Origin of the sequence: Pantoea sp. KPR_PJ (assembly GCF_041386365.1) — a bacterium.
Taxonomy (GTDB): Bacteria; Pseudomonadota; Gammaproteobacteria; order Enterobacterales; family Enterobacteriaceae; genus Pantoea.
Genome location: NZ_JABMIK010000011.1, coordinates 102,830 through 120,934 on the forward strand (window position 1 = coordinate 102,830; position 18,105 = coordinate 120,934).

Here is an 18,105-nt window from a genome sequence, read left to right on the forward strand (position 1 = left end):
GCGTTCGGCGTGGATAACATTGTGCACAGAAAAATAAGGATCAGGGCTTGATGGTGCGCATGATCGGGTTTTGCAGTGAGATCAGCGTCTCGGTGGACTGGATTTCGTCAATCGTCTGGATCTTGTTGATTAACACCTGTTGCAGGGCATCAATGGATCGACACATAACCTTGATAAAGATGCTGTAGTGGCCGGTGGTATACCAGGCTTCAACCACCTCATCCAGCGCCTCCAGCTTGCTCAGCGCCGCCGGATAGTCGCGCGCGCTTTTCAGAATGATGCCGATAAAGCAACAGACGTCGAATCCCAGCTGACGCGGGTCGATCTCTACGCGCGTGCCAAGAATAATACCGGCCTGCTTCATCTTCTCTACGCGAACATGGATGGTGCCCGGACTGACATTGAACTGCTTCGCCAGTTCGGCATAAGCGGTGCGGGCATTATCCAGCAGCGCATTCAGGATCCCGCGATCCAGATTGTCCAGTTGCAGTGATTCGGCCATATCATCCTCGTGTCAGCTCTTCTTGTTTTGAACAGAGGAGAATGTGCAGCAAAAAGGGACGGCAGGCAATCTCCGGCAGCGGCAAACGCCGCTGCCGTTTCGCTTAGCGCTTACGCCACAGCGTAACCTGCGCCAGCGAATGCTGATATTTGCGGGCCGTCTCGCGGATCACAAAAGGCACATCCTGCGGCGCGGCAACGGGTTCAAAATCGGCTGCCAGCAGTCGCTGTAGCGCCTGTAGGGTGGTCAGCGCCTCACCGTTTTCGCGAATGCCGCCCAGCCAGTTTTCCTTCGGCGTAAATTCCTCCAGCCAGGTATAAGGTGAAGAGAGCAGCAACAGCCCCCCTGAACGGATCATCGGCGCGATATCCTGCAAAAAGCGTTGTGGCTGGCGCAGGCGATCGATCAGGTTGGCAGCCAGCACCAAATCATATCGATCAGGCTGTGGTTTCAGGTTGCAGGCGTCACCCTGAACGAACTGAATGCGCTGTGCCTGTTCGCTATCAAGACCAAAATCTTTCAGTCGCACCTGACGATACTCCACCAGCTCGCCTTCTTCTGGCACCACATAGCGGAAATCCTCACCGGAGGTGAGCTGCAGCGCCACGTCAATAAAGCGTGCTGAATAATCCATCCCGATCACCTGTTCGAAATGGCGCGCCAGTTCGAAACTGGCGCGGCCGGTGGCGCAACCAATGTCGAGTGCGGTACCGCGCGCCGGGCAATGGGGGAGCGCCAGCGCAACCAGCGCCTCGGCGTAGTTATCGACGCCGAAATAGCGCGGGCCATACTGGAAGTCGAGATACTGCGAAACCATGCTGTCGGTTTCGTAGGGATTTAGCGTCATCGACTCCTGGTGTGAAGAAACAACGTAGCGGAACCCGGCATGCTGGAAAAAGTGGCGGCGAAATGCATAGCGTGATGATTTCAGCGCTTCGTTACCGGTAGCGATCCAGCTGCCGCCCTTGATGAGGGTGTGTTTACCGTCAAAGGTTGGTGTAGAGAAGTCGTCATAGAGCGGATGCACGCGGAAACCTTCAAACCCGTTGATCGGCGTCGTGGTCCACTGCCAGACATTGCCCACTACATCGTAAAACTCGCCCTGAGCAAAGCGGTCGACGGCACAGGAAGAGGCCCAGTAAGCCAGATTGATATTACCGGGTGCCTGCTGCCAGTCAGGCTGATCGCCTTCTACCCCATCACGCAGCTGCATCCATTCCGCTTCGCTCGGGAGCTGAATCGACAGACCGGTTTGCTGCGATTTCCAGCGGCAGAAGGCTGCGGCTTCCAGCTGATTTACCTCGGCTGGCCAGTCCCAGGGCATTGCCACTTCTTCCGTCATCAGGCGAAGCCTGAGCGACTCCGGGCGTTGTGCTTCGCCGCGCCAGAAGGTTGGCATCTGCGCCTCGGCAAAGCTGCGCCAGCCCCAGCCTTCTTCATCCCAGTACTGGCGCTGCTGATAACCGCCCGCCGCAACGAATTGATAAAATTCAGCATTGCTGACCAGCATTTTGCTGGCTTTAAAGGGCTTAAGCTCCAGGGTCTGCTGGCCATATTCATTGTCCCAGCCGTAGGTATCATCGCGTTTACCCTGTACGACGGTGCCACCGGGCATGGCGATCAGGCTGTTAGCCGGTACGCTTTCGCGCGTATAACGCGCTTCCTGACAGGCCGGCCACTGCGGCTGCGGGGTTACCCACTCCAGGGGGAGCTGGCGTATCAGTACGCTCGACGTTTCCAGATGGATGCGCTCATGTTCGATGCCCATCAGGATCACCCATGCCGGGCTCTCCCAGTCAATGGGTAACGTCAGCGGCATGGTCTCGATAAACTGCATCACCAGGCTTTTTACCTTGCCCCGGTAATCGCGCACCTCTTCAACGGAGGGCCAGGCGTAATGGCTGTCGTCGAGATCGTCCCAGCTCATCTCATCAACGCCGATGGCCATCATGGCCTCAATGCGGTCGTCAACGCGCGCATCAATATAGCGGCCCGCCATCAGCTTATTGATATAGAAAGAGGCGGTATGGCCAAAATAGAAGATTAAAGGATGGCGCAGCGAGATCGCTTTATTGAACCAGGCACGACTGTCAGCAAGACAGTCGAACAGGCTTTCATACAGTTCCCAGGTTTGCGTGAAATAAGCCAGCAACTCCGCACGTTTCTCTGCGACGTTGCTGCCAGAAAGGCGTACCGTACGGGTCGGTGCCGGAAGATGTTGATGTTGTTGTGCAGTGGCCACAGTGAACTCCATTAGCTGATTAAACACAGCGGGTAATTCACTATAGCAAATAAGGATTTCTGCCCGGTGGCTAACGCCGCCAGCGGCGCAGCAAGCGGCTTTTCATACCGGTATCAAAACGCCAGATATGATCGAAGATGCGCAGGATGCCGGGTTTACCGTGCGCTGACATGGCGACCGCGTGAAAGCGCTGCTGCTGATGCTGCTGACGCTGCTTCACCACGTTGACAATCTCGTCCGGCAGGCGCTGGGCGATAAAGTCTGAAACGATGACGGCGTCAGCGTCCTGCCACAGCGTCCCCTCCATTCGCTTGACCACTGCTGACAGGCAGGCAGCAAGATCGGTGCCGCCGCGAAAGCGCTGGCTGAGGAAGCGGATAGCCTGCTCCAGTCCGTCATCACCCGTCAGCTCGTAGCCAATCACGTCGTGTGCAAACAGCATAATGTAACAGCGACGGCGATCGGCCAGTGCCACTTTGAGCAATGCCAGACAGAACGCTTTAGCGCAGCGCTCATTAAAACCGCCCATGGAGCCTGAAGTATCGACGCAGACGATAAAGGGACCGCGCGGCTGCTCTTCATGCTGCTGATGGCTGACCGGGCGCAGCGTGACTTTTTCATGCCAGGCATCGCCCTGCAGTTTGTAAGTCAGCAGCCGCTTTTCAACCAGGCGGCGGTAGAACTCCAGCTCCAGCTCGCTGATGCTGATGGTGGCCAGCTCTGGCGGCAACAGGCGCAGTACATCGTCGCTCTGATGAACGCCGCTGACCTCTTCTGGCACGGCATCTGGCTCACGCACCAGCTGGTGAAAGGCTTCCAGCGGCGCATCCTGTGAAGGCACCGATTTTGCCTCGCGGCTGCGTCCCAGCTGCTGTGCCAGCGCCAGCAGTTCCGGCTGCTGCGCGAGAAAATCACCATACTCCAGCATCAGCTGATAGTCGCCATGCTGGAGCGGGGCTTTGCTCATGTCCCACAGACGCCCCGCGGCAGCCTCATCGTCGTCGCTCAGCAGCGGGGCTAGCTGACCGCTCAGCGCCATACGCTGTTGCAGCTCCGCCATGAGCCGCTCGCGCTGCTGTTCAAGTAACTCTTCATTAAGCGTCAGCGTTTGCAGCGTCAGGCTAAGACGCCAGCGCTGGAGAAACAGCGTATGCTGCGCGGCGCTCAGCTGATGCGCATCGGTGTGCTGCAGCAGGCGGTGCGCCTCTTCCAGAAAAGGAGAAGGCAACCGGGTGAGTGCGGCAAGGATCGTCGGTAGCTGCTGGCTGAAATCATGATGGCTGAGCAGCTGGGCGCGCTGGAAGAGTTGAAATTCGCTGGCCAGGTTTTCTGGTACGGGGGTGGCCTTTAGCTCAGCATTTATTTCCGCTTTCCAGCGAGGCACGTCGCGCAGCATTGCCTGTTTCAGGCCAGGGAATTTTTCAAAAAAGATCGCCAGCTGCGGTGAGGCCAGCAACGCCAGGATTAGCTCCTCAATCAGCTCGGCTTCGCCAACAGAGAGCAGCGCGCTGAGCGTCTCCAGTGAAATCATTTACGTGCCTGTTTCAACTGATCGGCCACGTCCTGCAGGCTGGTTTCAATCCGCGCCAGCCAGTCGTCGCTGATAAACAGGCAGCGCTGATGCTGGCTAAACAGATGGCGCTGCGCACGCAGCCGGGAATCGAGCTCATCCAGCGCCTCACTGATTTCTGCTGGCATATCGCTGTGGGCGGTGGCACCGGGCAGCGTCAGACGCACGGTCTGCAGGCTGACATCGCGCAGCGCCAGACAGTGCTGCGCATCCACCAGCAGATCCAGCGTCTGGGCAAAGCCAATACCGTTAAGTTTGCCGCGAATGTCGCCGCTTTTGAGTAACCACTGCTCCAGCGCATCGCGCGCGATAACGACATGCGTCACCTGCATATCGTGCAGCGTCAGCGGCTGCTGTAGCATCAGGGTCAGCTGTTCATCGGTCAGGCTGGTGGGAAGTTCATAGTGTGGTTTGCGGCTGAACATGCCGCTGTGTTTCTCCAGCGTGATTGCCTGCGCGACGCTCTGCTGCTGCTGGAGCGCCAGACGCCGCGCCTTGATCTGCTGAAGTTTGAGCAGCAGCGTCTGCTGTTGCCAGGCCTGCTGTGTCATCAGCTGATCGATACTGCGCTCCAGCAGCTGCATAGAGGCAACATCGTGCCACAGGCAATCTTTCAGCAGAATCAGATCGATGGGCGCGATAGCGGTGCGGCCGCTGTAAAAGGCGCTTGCCTGCAGCAGATGAATGGCCTTTTTCCAGCGACGGTCGGAAATATAGGGCGCATCGGGCAGCGTTTCCAGCTGCTGACGCAGCTGATAGATCAGCTCAAAGACGTTATCCGGCAGCGCCACCTGCGTAATACCCTGCTGCCACTGGTGATACTCTTCGTCGCTGATGCGAAGCGCTTCCGCCACCGGGTTAGCATTTTCATCCTGGTGATGGGTCAGCATGCTGCGGAAATTTTGCTTCTCATGCACATTATCGAGCCACAGGCGAATCAGCATGCGGTCATAGAGGGCTTCCAGCCCGCTGTCAGCTTCTGGCAGTTCGTTTGAGGCCGTCACCAGCAGGCGCATCGGAATTTTTTCTTCGCAGTCGCCGTTGCGAAAGCGCCGCTCATTGATGGCGGTCAGCAGGGTATTCAGAATGGCTGGGCCAGCTTTCCAGATCTCATCCAGGAAGACGATTTCTGCATCAGGCAGATAACCTTTTGTCAGACGCTGATAGCGGCCTTCGTCTTTCAGGGCCTGAATCGACAGCGGACCAAACACCTCCTCCGGCGTCGAGAAGCGCGTCATCAGATATTCAAAGGCGCGGGCATTCTGGAAAGCATATTTGAGGCGGCGGGCAATCAGGCTTTTGGCAATACCCGGCGGGCCAAGCAGAAACACGCTTTCACCACTCAGCGCCGCCAGCAGGCAAAGACGAATCGCATCGTGGCGTTCGTAGAGGCCTTTCTCAAGCGCATTACTGAGACGAGAAATTCTTTCAGCCAAAAGATGGGGTTGAGCCATAATCACTTCATTGTCCTTCTGATTCAGCTGCCGTCGCATTCTGGCAGGCGCACTACTCTACTGACTATCATGCGGGAAAGCGTTGATTGCCGTCCGCTTTTTTATGTCACAAAATTCAATCATTGCACAACGCCGCAAAAAAATCGGCAGCGGGCAAACCCTGCGATCCAGCCCAGGGATAGGCTTTTCAGTAAATACGTGCATACTGTGCGCTTTTTGATGGCAAGAGCGATGAGGTGTGATGCCTCTCGGCTCCAACAAAAGATAACTCTATGAGCTCGGATAATAAGCAATCACTTAGTGCGTTAACGCTGGCCGCAATTGGCGTTGTGTATGGCGATATCGGGACCAGCCCGCTCTATACCCTGCGTGAATGTCTCTCCGGTCAGTTTGGTTTTGGCGTGGAACGGGAAGCTGTTTTTGGCTTTCTGTCACTGATCTTCTGGCTGCTGCTGCTGGTGGTATCGCTGAAATATATCAGCTACGTCATGCGTGCAGATAATGCGGGCGAGGGCGGTATTTTAACGCTGATGTCGCTGGCGGGACGCAATACCGGCGCACGTGCCACATCCATACTGGTCATCATGGGCCTTATCGGTGGCAGTTTCTTTTATGGCGAGGTCGTCATCACCCCCGCGATATCGGTCATGTCAGCCATTGAAGGCCTTGAGATCGCCGCGCCGTCACTCGACCCCTTTATCGTTCCGCTCTCTATCGCCGTGCTGACGCTGCTGTTTATGATCCAGAAGCACGGCACTGGCATCGTCGGCAAACTTTTTGCGCCGGTCATGCTGGTATGGTTTCTGACGCTGGCGGTGCTGGGCGTAAGCGGCATTATGAAGAATCCGGACGTACTGCAGGCGCTTAATCCTGCCTATGCGGTCAGCTTCTTCGTGCATTACAAAACCATCTCATTTTTTGCGCTGGGTGCGGTGGTGCTGGCGATTACCGGTGTGGAAGCGCTCTATGCCGATATGGGGCACTTCGGTAAAATGCCGATTCGTATTGCCTGGTTTATCGTGGTGCTGCCGTCGCTGGTACTGAACTATTTCGGCCAGGGCGCGCTGCTGCTCAGCGATCCCAAAGCGATTAAAAACCCCTTCTTCCTGCTGGCTCCAGACTGGGCGCTGATCCCTTTGCTGATTCTTGCCACGCTGGCAACGGTCATTGCGTCGCAGGCGGTTATCTCCGGCGTGTTCTCGCTGACACGTCAGGCGGTACGTCTGGGCTATTTACCGGGGATGCGTATTATCCATACGTCGGAGATGGAGTCAGGCCAGATCTATGTGCCAATGATTAACTGGGTGCTCTATTTTGCCGTGCTGATCGTCATTATCAGCTTTGAACATTCGAGCAATCTGGCGGCCGCTTACGGCATTGCGGTTACCGGTACAATGGTGCTGACGTCAATTCTCTCCTGCACCGTTGCCGTTAAAAACTGGCACTGGAACAAAATAGCAGTGGGGCTGATCCTGACGCTGTTTCTCTGCATCGACGTGCCGCTCTTTTCTGCCAACCTGGTTAAGCTTTTTTCCGGCGGCTGGCTGCCCCTCTGTCTCGGCCTGATGATGTTCCTGATCATGACCACCTGGAAGAGCGAACGCTTTCGCCTGCTGCGCCGGATGCACGAGCACGGCAATTCACTGGAGGCGATGATCGCCTCGCTGGAAAAATCGCCGCCGGTGCGTGTGCCGGGCACCGCCGTCTATATGTCGCGCGCCCTGAACGTGATCCCCTTTGCGCTGCTGCATAACCTCAAACACAACAAAGTGCTACACGAGCGCGTGGTCTTTCTGACGTTGCGTACCGAAGATGCGCCTTATGTGCATAATGTGCGTCGCGTCGCCATCGAACAGCTGTCGCCAACCTTCTGGCGCGTGGTAGCCAGCTACGGCTGGCGCGAAACGCCGAATGTCGAGGAGATTTTCCACCGCTGCGGGCTGGAAGGGCTTAACTGTCGGATGATGGAGACCTCGTTCTTTATGTCGCACGAGTCGCTGATCATAGGTAAACGTCCTTGGTATCTGCGTCTGCGCGGCAAGCTCTTCCTGGCGCTCCAGCGTAACGCTTTACGCGCGCCCGACCAGTTTGAGATCCCACCCAACCGGGTGATTGAACTGGGGACGCAGGTAGAGATCTGACGTTTACCAGCGCAGGGTGACGCAAAGGCCGCCGCCCTGCCGCTGGCTAAAGCTGAGCTGCATGTCATGCAGCTGCGCAACATTGCGCACTATCGACAGCCCAAGGCCGCTGCCGCTTTTTTCCTGCCCCGGCGGTCGCCAGAAGCGCTCACCCAGCCGCTGCATCTCCGCCTCGCTCAGTCCCGATCCGTTATCCTCAACGCACAAGCTGCGGCTCTCCAGCATGACGCTGACTTCGCTGCCCTCAGGCGTGTAACGAATGGCGTTATCCAGCAGGTTGCGCACCAACAGCGACAGCAGCAGCGCATGGCCCTGAATCACCGGTTCGGCGTGGCGCTTCAGGCGCAGCGTCACCCCGGCGCGATCGGCCTGCGCCAGCTGCTCGACCAGTGCCTCCTGCAACAGGTTATGCAGAGCAACCGGCTGAAACGCGCTGCGTGCATCTTCCGCTTCAGCGCGCGAAAGCGTCAACAGCTGGTCGACCAGCCGCGTGGCGCGCTGAATGCCGGCATCCAGCTGGCGTAACCCGTGCTGGCGCATTGCTTCGTCATCGGCGGCAAGCTGCACGACCTCGCTCTGGACGCGCAGGGCCGCCAGCGGGCTGCGCAGTTCATGCGCGGCGTCGGACGTAAAGCGACGCTCGCGCTGCATCATCGCGCTGATCCGACTGAACAGCCCGTTGAGCGCGGTCACCAGCGGTTTTACCTCCTGCGGAACACGCCCGGCAGCCAGCGGCCTGTCATCATCTGGCGCGCGCTGTGCCAGCAGCTGCGCGATCTGTTTTAGCGGGCGCAGTTCACGCCACACCAGACCGAGCAGCAGTAGCAGCATCAGCGGCAGCGCGATCAGCCAGGGCACAATACTGCTGGCGACCAGCGCTTGTGTCATATCGTCGCGATATTCCCACTCCTGGCCTACCACGATGCGGTGCTGGCCATCGGGCGTCGTCAGCCAGACAAAGCGCCAGGCATCATCATCATCAGTAAGCTGGCCGTCGTGAAACCCCTGGGCATCAGCGTCAAACGGCAGCTTGCGGCCATTTTCGCCATCGTTAAGCACTGGCTTGCCATCACGGGTAAAAACCGCAAACGCCAGCGCATCGTCATCCTGATCGCCACGATGATGATGCAGCAGCGCTTTATTTCTGGGGAGGGTAGCGTTATCGGGTGCACTCAGCTCAAGCGCCATCAGGCGCTTGGCAAACAGCAGCTGCTGGGTATCAAACAGTTCATTAATCGTTTCACGCGTTTTTATCCAGGCACTGATGCTGGCGCTGCCCCAGCACAGGCCCAGCAGCAGGACAAAACCGATGCCGAGCCGCAGAAACAGGCTCATTCTGACGCTCCCAGCCTGTACCCGACGCCGTGTACGGTGCGGATAAAGGCGGCGCCAAGCTTTTTACGCAGATGGTGAATGTGCACTTCTACAGCGTTGCTGGAAACATCAGCATCCCAGCTGTAGAGCTTCTCCTCAAGCTGGGCGCGCGTCAGCACGCGTTCGGGATTGCGCAGGAAAAGCTCAAGCAGCGCCAGCTCGCGGCTTTTAAGCGTAACGATCTCGCCATCCAGCGTTACGCTGTGGCTGGCGGGCTGCATAATAAGATTTCCGTGGCGCAGTTCAGGCTGAAGCTGCCCATGACGGCGGCGAATCAGCGCCTGTAGTCGCGCGGCGACCTCTGTCAGGGCGAAAGGCTTGCAGAGATAATCATCGGCGCCCCGCTGTAAACCCTCAACGCGCTGGTCGAGCGCATCGCGTGCGGTCAGGATGAGTACCGGCACGTCCGCACCCTGCTGCCGCCAGTCGCGCAGAATCTCCAGCCCGTCACGTTGAGGCAGGGAAAGATCAAGGATGACTGCATCCCAGGGCGCAGCCTGCAGCGCGGCGGCTCCCTCATCGCCAGAGATAAACCAGTCTACGCTGAATCCCAGCTTGCCCAGGCCAGCTTTAAGGCCGTCGCCAATGAGCCGATCGTCCTCAATCAGTAAAATGCGCATGATTTCTCCTTAGGTCCCCTGGGTTTTATACGAAGCAGAATGCAGCTTGTACAGGCAATATCGCGTCATTTCGCTTATTTTTATCTCTTAAGATCCTGTTAAGAACTCTTTGTTTTAATCAACGACGTACCAGACACACATTCATGGAAAAGAGGTGAACAAATGAAAAAACATGCCGCACTTTTAGCGATCTTAGCGCTGACGACTGCACCGGTTTTTGCTGCATCCCAGGGCGGATTTGTCGATACGAATGCGCCTGCTGCTCAGGCGAAACAGGGAGGGTTTCAAAACAATCAGACCAGCGTCGTGACGGTTAAACAGGCCGAGGAGATGAAGGATGACAGCTGGATCACCGTGCGCGGCCAGCTGGAGAAGCAGGTTGGTGATGAAGATTACCTGTTTCGCGATGCTACTGGCACGATGAAGGTGGAGATCGATCATAAACGCTGGGATGGCCTGACGATCACGCCAAAAGATCGTGTTGAGCTGACGGGGGAGCTGGACAAGGATTTCAACAGCATTGAACTCGACGTTAAGCAGGTCCGTAAGCTGCCTTAACATGCCTCTCTCCGGGCCGCTTCTGCGGCCCGGATTTGTTTCTGCCCCATATTTTTACCAGCGAAAGCGAAACGTTTCGATAGCGATCACACTTCTTCATTTCCCTCGTTGAGTTACTGAGGCCATTTCATACACTGCCGCTAGCGAAACGTTTCGCTCTGGAGCAGAAAATGAAAAAAGGTCGTCTGATAAACGCTGAACTCTCTTACGTGATTGCCCGCCTGGGCCATACGGATACGCTAACCATCGCCGATGCTGGCTTACCGATTCCGGCCGGACCGCAGCGCATCGATTTGGCGCTGACGCCAGGTACGCCCGACTTTATGCAGGTGGTGAAGGCCGTCACGCTGGAGATGCAGGTGGAAAGCGCCCTGATTGCAGAGGAGATCAGGCAGCATAATCCGACGCTCCACAGCGGACTTCTCGCCGTGCTCGAAGCCTTGCAACAGCACCAGGGAAATACCATTGCCGTTCACTACACCAGTCATGAACAGTTCAAACAACAGACTCAGCGTAGTCAGGCGATCATTCGCAGCGGAGAGTGTTCTCCGTATGCGAATGTCATCCTGAGCGCTGGCGTTACCTTCTGAGGCCGTTATGCAACCGTTATTGCAGCTGCAGGGGATTGAGAAATCCTTTCCCGGCGTCAAGGCGTTAAAGAGCGCGTCGCTGGCCGTTTATCCCGGGCGGGTTATGGCGCTGGTAGGCGAGAATGGCGCGGGTAAATCCACCATGATGAAGGTGCTGACCGGTATTTACAGCCGCGACGCAGGTTCACTGCGCTGGCTGGGTGAAGAAACGACCTTCAGCGGTCCTAAAGCGTCACAGGAAGCGGGGATCGGCATTATTCATCAGGAGTTAAACCTGATCCCGCAACTCTCTGTGGCGGAGAACATTTTTCTGGGCCGTGAATTTGTTAACCGCTTTGGCCGTATCGCGTGGAAACGCATGTATGCCGAAGCGGATGCGCTGCTGAAGCGTCTTAACCTGCGCTTCAACAGCCACAAGCTGGTGGGCGATCTCTCGATCGGCGATCAGCAGATGGTAGAAATTGCCAGGGTGCTGAGCTTTAAGTCGCAGGTGATCATCATGGATGAGCCCACCGATGCGCTCACTGATACCGAAACGCTGTCGCTGTTTCGCGCCATTAACGAGCTGAAAGCGCAGGGCTGCGGCATCGTCTATATCTCCCACCGGATGAAAGAGATCTTCGAGATTTGCGATGACGTCACGGTGTTTCGCGACGGGCAGTTTATTGCCGAACGTCCGGTACAGGATCTGACAGAAGAGAGCCTGATCGAGATGATGGTCGGCCGCAAGCTGGAAGATCAATATCCACGCCTTGATCGCGCCCCCGGAGACGTCCGCCTGAAGGTCGAGAATCTTAGCGGGCCGGGCGTACACGATGTCAGCTTCGTACTGCGCAAAGGCGAGATCCTGGGGGTCTCCGGGCTGATGGGGGCCGGGCGCACTGAGCTGATGAAGCTGCTGTATGGCGCACTGCCGCGCAGTAAAGGCCAGATCTGGCTCGACGGTCGCGACGTTATCACGCGCGCGCCACAGGATGGGCTGGCCAACGGTATCGTCTACATCTCCGAAGATCGTAAACGCGATGGCCTGGTGCTGGGCATGTCAGTGAAAGAGAACATGTCGCTCACGGCGCTGCGCTATTTCAGTAACGGTAGCGGCACGTTAAAACACGCTGCTGAGCAGCTGGCGGTCGGTGACTTTATTCGTCTCTTTAATATCAAGACACCCTCCATGGAACAGGCGATTGGTCTGCTGTCGGGCGGAAATCAGCAAAAGGTGGCCATCGCGCGCGGCCTGATGACGCGTCCCAACGTGCTGATTCTGGACGAACCGACGCGCGGTGTTGATGTCGGCGCAAAGAAAGAGATTTACCAGCTCATCAATCAGTTCAAGGCCGAAGGACTGAGCATCATTTTAGTCTCATCAGAGATGCCGGAGGTGCTGGGCATGAGCGATCGTATTCTGGTGATGCATGAAGGCCGCTGCGGCGGTGAATTCACCCGTGAACAGGCAACGCAGGAATCGTTAATGGCGGCAGCCGTAGGTAAGCAACACAGTGAGGATTTAGTGGTATGAGTACGCAAACGTTAGCATCCAGCCGTCGCTGGTTCAGCAAAGCCTGGCTGATGGAGCAAAAGTCTCTTATTGCCCTTATCGTGTTGATTGCGGTGGTGGCGAGCCAGAGCCCTAATTTTTTTACTGTGGCAAACCTGTTCAACATTCTGCAACAGACGTCGGTTAACGCCATTATGGCGGTTGGCATGACGCTGGTTATCCTGACTTCCGGTATCGATCTTTCGGTCGGTTCGCTGCTGGCGCTTACGGGCGCGGTGGCGGCTTCGCTGGTGGGGATGGAAGTGAATGCACTGGTCGCCGTCGCGGCTGCGCTGGCGCTGGGCGCAGCAACGGGTGCCGTTACCGGCACTATTGTGGCGCGCGGTAAAGTGCAGGCCTTTATTGCCACGCTGGTGATGATGCTGCTGCTGCGCGGCGTCACCATGGTGTATACCGACGGCAGCCCGATTAATACCGGCTTCAATGACAACGCCGACCTTTTCGGCTGGTTTGGTATTGGTCGTCCGCTGGGTATTCCCACGCCGGTGTGGCTGATGGCCGTCGTTTTCCTGCTTGCCTGGTACATGCTGCACCACACACGTCTTGGCCGCTATATCTATGCGCTGGGCGGTAATGAGGCGGCTACGCGTCTCTCCGGTATCAACGTCAATCGTGTAAAGGTCATCGTCTATGCACTGAGCGGCATGCTGGCCGCGCTGGCGGGCACGATTGAGGTCGCTCGCCTCTCCTCTGCCCAGCCAACCGCAGGTACCGGTTATGAGCTAGACGCGATCGCTGCCGTGGTGCTGGGCGGTACCAGCCTGGCGGGCGGCAAAGGGCGCATTATGGGTACCCTGATCGGTGCGTTGATCCTTGGCTTCCTTAATAACGGCCTGAATTTGATGGGCGTCTCTTCCTACTACCAGATGATCGTGAAAGCGGTGGTCATCCTGCTGGCGGTACTGGTGGATAACAAAAGCAGTAAATAACTCTGACCTATACACAGGATGAAATGATGAAAAAGTTGACCGCACTGGCTGTGATCCTTGGCGCGACCCTGAGTACCAGCGTAATGGCGAAAGAAACCATCGCGCTGGTGGTTTCCACGCTGAATAACCCCTTCTTCGTCTCGCTGAAAGAGGGCGCGCAGAAAGAGGCTGATAAACTGGGCTATAACCTGGTGGTGCTCGACTCACAGAACAACCCGGCAAAAGAGCTGGCTAACGTGCAGGATCTCACTGTACGCGGCACCAAACTGCTGCTGATTAACCCAACTGACTCCGATGCAGTTGGCAACGCTGTGAAAATGGCGAATCAGGCAAACATTCCCGTGATTACGCTCGACCGCGTGGCGTCGCAGGGCAAGGTGGTAAGCCACGTTGCCTCTGATAACCGTTTCGGCGGCAAAATGGCGGGAGACTATATTGCCAAACGTCTGGGTGACGGCGCGAAGATTATTGAACTGCAGGGCATTGCCGGTACTTCGGCAGCGCGCGAACGTGGCGAAGGCTTTAAGCAGGCTTCCGACGCACATAAATTCCAGGTGCTGGCGAGTCAGCCAGCAGACTTTGACCGCACCAAGGGGCTGAACGTGATGCAGAACCTGCTCCAGGCGCATCCGGACGTGCAGGCGGTGTTTGCACAAAATGATGAAATGGCACTCGGCGCATTACGCGCATTGCAAACCGCTGGAAAATCTGATGTCGTGGTAGTCGGCTTTGACGGCACTGCCGACGGCGTGAAAGCGGTCGAGGGCGGTAAGCTGGCGGCGACGGTCGCCCAGATGCCAGATAAGATCGGCATGATCGGCGTGGACACCGCTGACAAAGTGCTGAAAGGTGAAAAAGTACAGGCCATCAATCCCGTTGACCTGAAACTGGTCACCAAATAACTCAAAGAAAAGCAGGGCAATGCGCCACCGAAACCCGGTGGCGCACTCTTTCCGGATCCTATCCTATGAGCAAAAGCGCAAAACTGGCCGTTCTTGGCAGCATCAATGCTGATCACATCCTTAATCTGGCCCACTTTCCTCGTCCCGGTGAAACGGTGACTGGGGAGCAGTACACCGTTGCGTTTGGCGGCAAGGGAGCAAATCAGGCCGTTGCCGCTGGCCGAGCCGGGGCAGAGATTGCTTTTATCGCCTGTCTTGGCGATGACGCAATCGGCGAGCGTATTCTTGACCAGCTGGCACAGGACAAGATCGATACTGCATCGGTTGAAACTGTCCGTGGCGAACCAACTGGCGTAGCGTTGATATTCGTCAACGCCGAGGGCGAAAACAGCATCGGCATTTGCGCCGGTGCCAATGCGGCGCTGACGCCTGCCTGCGTGGCCCGTCACCAGCAGGTCATTACAGAGGCCTCAGCGCTGCTGATGCAGCTGGAGTCGCCACTGGAGAGCATACTTGCTGCAGCAAGGATTGCCCGCGCTCATCAGACTCAGGTGATCCTCAATCCTGCGCCCGCGACGCCGCTTGATGATGCGCTGCTGTCACTGGTGGATATCATTACGCCTAACGAAACCGAAGCAGAAAGCCTGACCGGCATTGCTGTTAACAGCGATGATGATGCCGCGCGCGCGGCTGGAATACTGCATGCGAAAGGGATCAAGACCGTGCTGATCACGCTGGGACGTCGCGGTGTCTGGCTAAGCGAGCAGGGTAAAGGCGAGCGCATCGCCGGTTTCTCCGTCAAAGCTGTGGATACCATTGCGGCAGGCGATACGTTTAACGGCGCGTTTATTACCGCGCGGCTGGAAGGCAAAAGCCTGCAGGATGCTGCTCGCTTTGCGCATGCGGCGGCGGCCATTGCCGTAACGCGTCCGGGTGCACAAGCGTCTGTGCCCTGGCGAACAGAAATCGACGACTTTTTACTTCAGCAGAGTTAAGCCTTGGCCACTATGAAAGATGTCGCCCGTCTGGCGGGCGTCTCCACCTCCACCGTCTCGCATGTCATTAACAATAATCGTTTTGTGAGTGAGGCGGTGCGCGAGAAGGTGGATCGAGCGATTAAGGCACTGAACTATGCGCCTTCCGCGCTGGCGCGCAGCCTTAAACTTAATCAGACGCAGACCATCGGTATGCTGCTAACCGCCAGTAGTAACCCCTTTTATGCCGAGGTTGTCCGCGGTGTTGAAGACAGCTGCTATGAGCGCGGCTACAGCCTGATCCTGTGCAATACGGCGGGTGATGAAGAGCGCATGAACCGCAGTCTGGAAACGCTGCTGCAAAAGCGCGTTGATGGCCTGCTGATCATGTGTACCGAAAGCCATCTGCCTTCAGCGACTATCCTGAATCGCTATCCTTCTATTCCTGCAGTAATGATGGACTGGGCACCCTTTGAAGGGCGCGGCGACATTATCCAGGATAATGCGCTGGTAGGTGGTGAACTGGCGACGCAGCATCTGATTGACCGGGGCTACAGGCGTATTGCCTGCATTTCTGGACCGCTGGATAAAACGCCAGGTCGTATGCGTTTGCAGGGCTACTACCACGCGATGGAAAAAAATGGCCTGGTCATTCCTGACGGTTATGTCGTTAACAGCGACTTTGAGTTTCAGGGCGGTTACAACGCCATGACCGAACTGCTGGCGCTACAAACGCCGCCGCAGGCTGTTTTTGCCAGTAATGATGCAATGGCGGTTGGCGTCTATCATGCGCTGTTTCAGGCCGGGCTGCGCATTCCGCACGACATCGCGGTAATAGGTTATGACGATATTGAGCTGGCGCGCTACCTTACGCCGCCGCTGACGACGATTCACCAGCCAAAAGATGAACTGGGCCAGCTGGCGATTGATACCTTAATTCACCGCCTGAGCGACCCTGACGCCAGCCAGCAAACGCTGGAGCTGACGCCAGAGCTGGTGGCGCGCGCATCCACCTAGGCTTTTTTCTTCTTTTTATCGCGGTTAGTCACCAGATGACGGCCATCGCCGGGGCGCAACAGGGCAAAGGTAAAGGCAGAGATCACCGTAACAATGCCCATTGTCAGAAAGGTGGCATGAAATTGTTCGACGGTGCCGGTTTCAATCTCCTGATAGAAACGCAGCACTGCGGCACTCACGGCAACGCCAAAGCTAATCGACAGCTGCTGAGTGACCGCCAGCACGCTGTTACCACCGCTGGCGTTATCATCATTGAGATCGGCCAGCGTGATGGTGTTCATGGCGGTGAACTGCGTTGACATTGCCATACCGAGAATAAACAGCGGCAGGAGCAGCAGAATAATGCTCTCGGCTGCCGACTGAAGAGAAAAGCTGGCGATAAGGATGCCAATAATAATGGTGATGCCAACCAGCGTGCGCCGATAGCCAAACAGACGCAGTACCTGCGTCACCGTTGATTTAGCCAGGATAGAGCCGATGGCTGTGGGTGCCATCATGCAGCCTGCAATGACTGCCGAGAAACCAAATCCAACCTGTAGCATCAGCGGCATCAGGAAGGGGACGCAGCCGGTGCCGAGGCGCGAAGCAATGTTGCCTATGATGCCAACGGAGAAGGTGCGGGTTTTGAACATTGGCAGGCTAATCAGCGGTGCAGGGTGACGACGCGCATGCACGATATAAAGAAGCAGCATCATTACACCCGTTGCCAGCATACCGGAAGCCAGCCAGGCTGAGACGATACGCTCGCCAAATAGCTCAATGCCAATCGACAACAGAACCAGACCTGCGCCAAACAGCACGAAGCCAACAAAATCGAAGCGCCGCTTCGGAAGGGTAAAATCAGGCATATATTTGCGCGCATAAAAAATGCCGAGAATGCCTACCGGGATATTAATTAAGAATATCCAGTGCCATGTCGCGTAGGTTACCAGCAGCCCGCCAAGCAGCGGACCCAGGATCGGGCCAACCAGACCTGGCATCGTCACGAAGTTCAGCACCGGCAAGAGTTCGCTACGCGGATAGGCGCGCAATAACGCCAGTCGCGCCACCGGCATCATCATCGCTCCCCCCACGCCCTGAACGATACGTGAGATAACTAACACCGTCAGCGATGGCGAGAAAGCGCAGGCCAGCGAGCCGAGAGTGAAAAGGGATACCGCAATAATAAAAACCTTGCGCGTGCCGAAGCGATCGGCGAGCCAGCCGCTGACGGGAATCAGCATGGCGACGGTCAGGGTATAGCTGATTACAGCAGACTGCATAGCCAGGGGAGAACGTTCGAGACTGGTTGCGATAGCGGGAAGTGCAGTGTTAAGAATGGTGGCATCCAGTGCCTGCATAAAGAACGCCATAGCAGCTATCCATGGCAGACCGGCCATACTGCGCGCGGAACGTATCATCGAAAATCCTTCTTATATAGGTCAGTGCTGGCAAGAAACCGAAGTGACAGCATAGCATTGGGCTAAAGAGGTATTACGGCTATTTTCTCCTTTTGGTGTCCGTTTTAGTGCGGTTTTTCGCCGTAAAGTGGTTGCTTTTAGGGCGTTCGATTAAAAATACGGCATGTAATAATTATTTTTAAAGAAATGCTTGTCACCGGAAAAGAACGCCCTATAATGCGCCTCCACTGACACGGCACAACGGCTTACGGAATGCGGTGTTCAGGAGAGCCGGGTC

General features: G+C 56.6%; 15 protein-coding genes. 8 read left to right on the forward strand and 7 right to left on the reverse strand.

Annotated features, from left to right (window positions below; genetic code table 11):
* Positions 1–40: 40 nt before the first annotated feature.
* The 4 genes from asnC to ravA form a co-directional block, all read right to left on the reverse strand.
* Positions 41–502, reverse strand: a complete 462-nt coding sequence (asnC, locus tag HP564_RS18855) for a transcriptional regulator AsnC (RefSeq protein WP_033755376.1) — start codon at positions 500–502, stop codon at positions 41–43.
* Between the two features lie 103 nt (positions 503–605).
* On the reverse strand, positions 606–2,744 hold the full coding sequence (gene ovoA / locus HP564_RS18860) for a 5-histidylcysteine sulfoxide synthase (protein ID WP_371245364.1): 2,139 nt from the start codon (positions 2,742–2,744) through the stop codon (positions 606–608).
* Positions 2,745–2,814: 70 nt separating this feature from the next.
* The gene (gene viaA, locus HP564_RS18865) at positions 2,815–4,275 is read right to left on the reverse strand and encodes an ATPase RavA stimulator ViaA (RefSeq protein WP_371245365.1); all 1,461 of its coding nucleotides are present in this window, start codon (positions 4,273–4,275) and stop codon (positions 2,815–2,817) included.
* Positions 4,272–5,768 carry an ATPase RavA gene (gene ravA / locus HP564_RS18870; RefSeq protein WP_371245366.1) on the reverse strand — a complete coding sequence of 499 codons (1,497 nt, stop codon included), beginning with the start codon at positions 5,766–5,768 and terminating at the stop codon, positions 4,272–4,274. The genes viaA and ravA overlap by 4 nt, the downstream gene beginning before the upstream one ends.
* Before the next feature lie 272 nt (positions 5,769–6,040).
* Here ravA and kup point away from each other — a divergent pair, with 272 nt between their 5' ends.
* The gene (kup, locus tag HP564_RS18875) at positions 6,041–7,909 is read left to right on the forward strand and encodes a low affinity potassium transporter Kup (RefSeq protein ID WP_371245367.1); all 1,869 of its coding nucleotides are present in this window, start codon (positions 6,041–6,043) and stop codon (positions 7,907–7,909) included.
* A 3-nt stretch (positions 7,910–7,912) separates the two neighbouring features.
* On the opposite strand, the gene qseC is transcribed toward kup, so the two are convergent.
* Positions 7,913–9,244, reverse strand: coding sequence for a quorum sensing histidine kinase QseC (qseC, locus tag HP564_RS18880; protein WP_371245368.1), 1,332 nt, complete (start codon positions 9,242–9,244; stop codon positions 7,913–7,915).
* Positions 9,241–9,903, reverse strand: a complete 663-nt coding sequence (qseB, locus tag HP564_RS18885; RefSeq protein WP_371245369.1) for a quorum sensing response regulator transcription factor QseB — start codon at positions 9,901–9,903, stop codon at positions 9,241–9,243. Before qseB ends, qseC begins: the two co-directional genes overlap by 4 nt.
* 162 nt (positions 9,904–10,065) lie before the next feature.
* Here qseB and HP564_RS18890 point away from each other — a divergent pair, with 162 nt between their 5' ends.
* From HP564_RS18890 to rbsR, 7 genes are all read left to right on the forward strand, one after another.
* Positions 10,066–10,461 carry a YgiW/YdeI family stress tolerance OB fold protein gene (locus tag HP564_RS18890; RefSeq protein ID WP_371245370.1) on the forward strand — a complete coding sequence of 132 codons (396 nt, stop codon included), beginning with the start codon at positions 10,066–10,068 and terminating at the stop codon, positions 10,459–10,461.
* Between the two features lie 170 nt (positions 10,462–10,631).
* Positions 10,632–11,051 (forward strand): D-ribose pyranase, encoded by a 420-nt coding sequence (gene rbsD / locus HP564_RS18895; RefSeq protein WP_371245371.1) that lies wholly within the window; start codon positions 10,632–10,634, stop codon positions 11,049–11,051.
* 7 nt (positions 11,052–11,058) lie between these two features.
* Positions 11,059–12,567 (forward strand): ribose ABC transporter ATP-binding protein RbsA, encoded by a 1,509-nt coding sequence (gene rbsA, locus HP564_RS18900; RefSeq protein ID WP_371245372.1) that lies wholly within the window; start codon positions 11,059–11,061, stop codon positions 12,565–12,567.
* Positions 12,564–13,535 carry a ribose ABC transporter permease gene (rbsC, locus tag HP564_RS18905; RefSeq protein ID WP_371245373.1) on the forward strand — a complete coding sequence of 324 codons (972 nt, stop codon included), beginning with the start codon at positions 12,564–12,566 and terminating at the stop codon, positions 13,533–13,535. Before rbsA ends, rbsC begins: the two co-directional genes overlap by 4 nt.
* A 26-nt stretch (positions 13,536–13,561) precedes the next feature.
* On the forward strand, positions 13,562–14,437 hold the full coding sequence (gene rbsB, locus HP564_RS18910; protein ID WP_371245374.1) for a ribose ABC transporter substrate-binding protein RbsB: 876 nt from the start codon (positions 13,562–13,564) through the stop codon (positions 14,435–14,437).
* A 65-nt stretch (positions 14,438–14,502) separates the two neighbouring features.
* Positions 14,503–15,432 carry a ribokinase gene (gene rbsK, locus HP564_RS18915; RefSeq protein ID WP_371245375.1) on the forward strand — a complete coding sequence of 310 codons (930 nt, stop codon included), beginning with the start codon at positions 14,503–14,505 and terminating at the stop codon, positions 15,430–15,432.
* Positions 15,433–15,435: 3 nt separating this feature from the next.
* The gene (gene rbsR / locus HP564_RS18920; RefSeq protein WP_371245376.1) at positions 15,436–16,428 is read left to right on the forward strand and encodes a ribose operon transcriptional repressor RbsR; all 993 of its coding nucleotides are present in this window, start codon (positions 15,436–15,438) and stop codon (positions 16,426–16,428) included.
* Here rbsR and mdtD read toward each other — a convergent pair.
* Positions 16,425–17,828, reverse strand: coding sequence for a multidrug transporter subunit MdtD (gene mdtD / locus HP564_RS18925; RefSeq protein ID WP_371245377.1), 1,404 nt, complete (start codon positions 17,826–17,828; stop codon positions 16,425–16,427). The genes rbsR and mdtD overlap by 4 nt on opposite strands.
* Between the last annotated feature and the right edge of the window lie 277 nt (positions 17,829–18,105).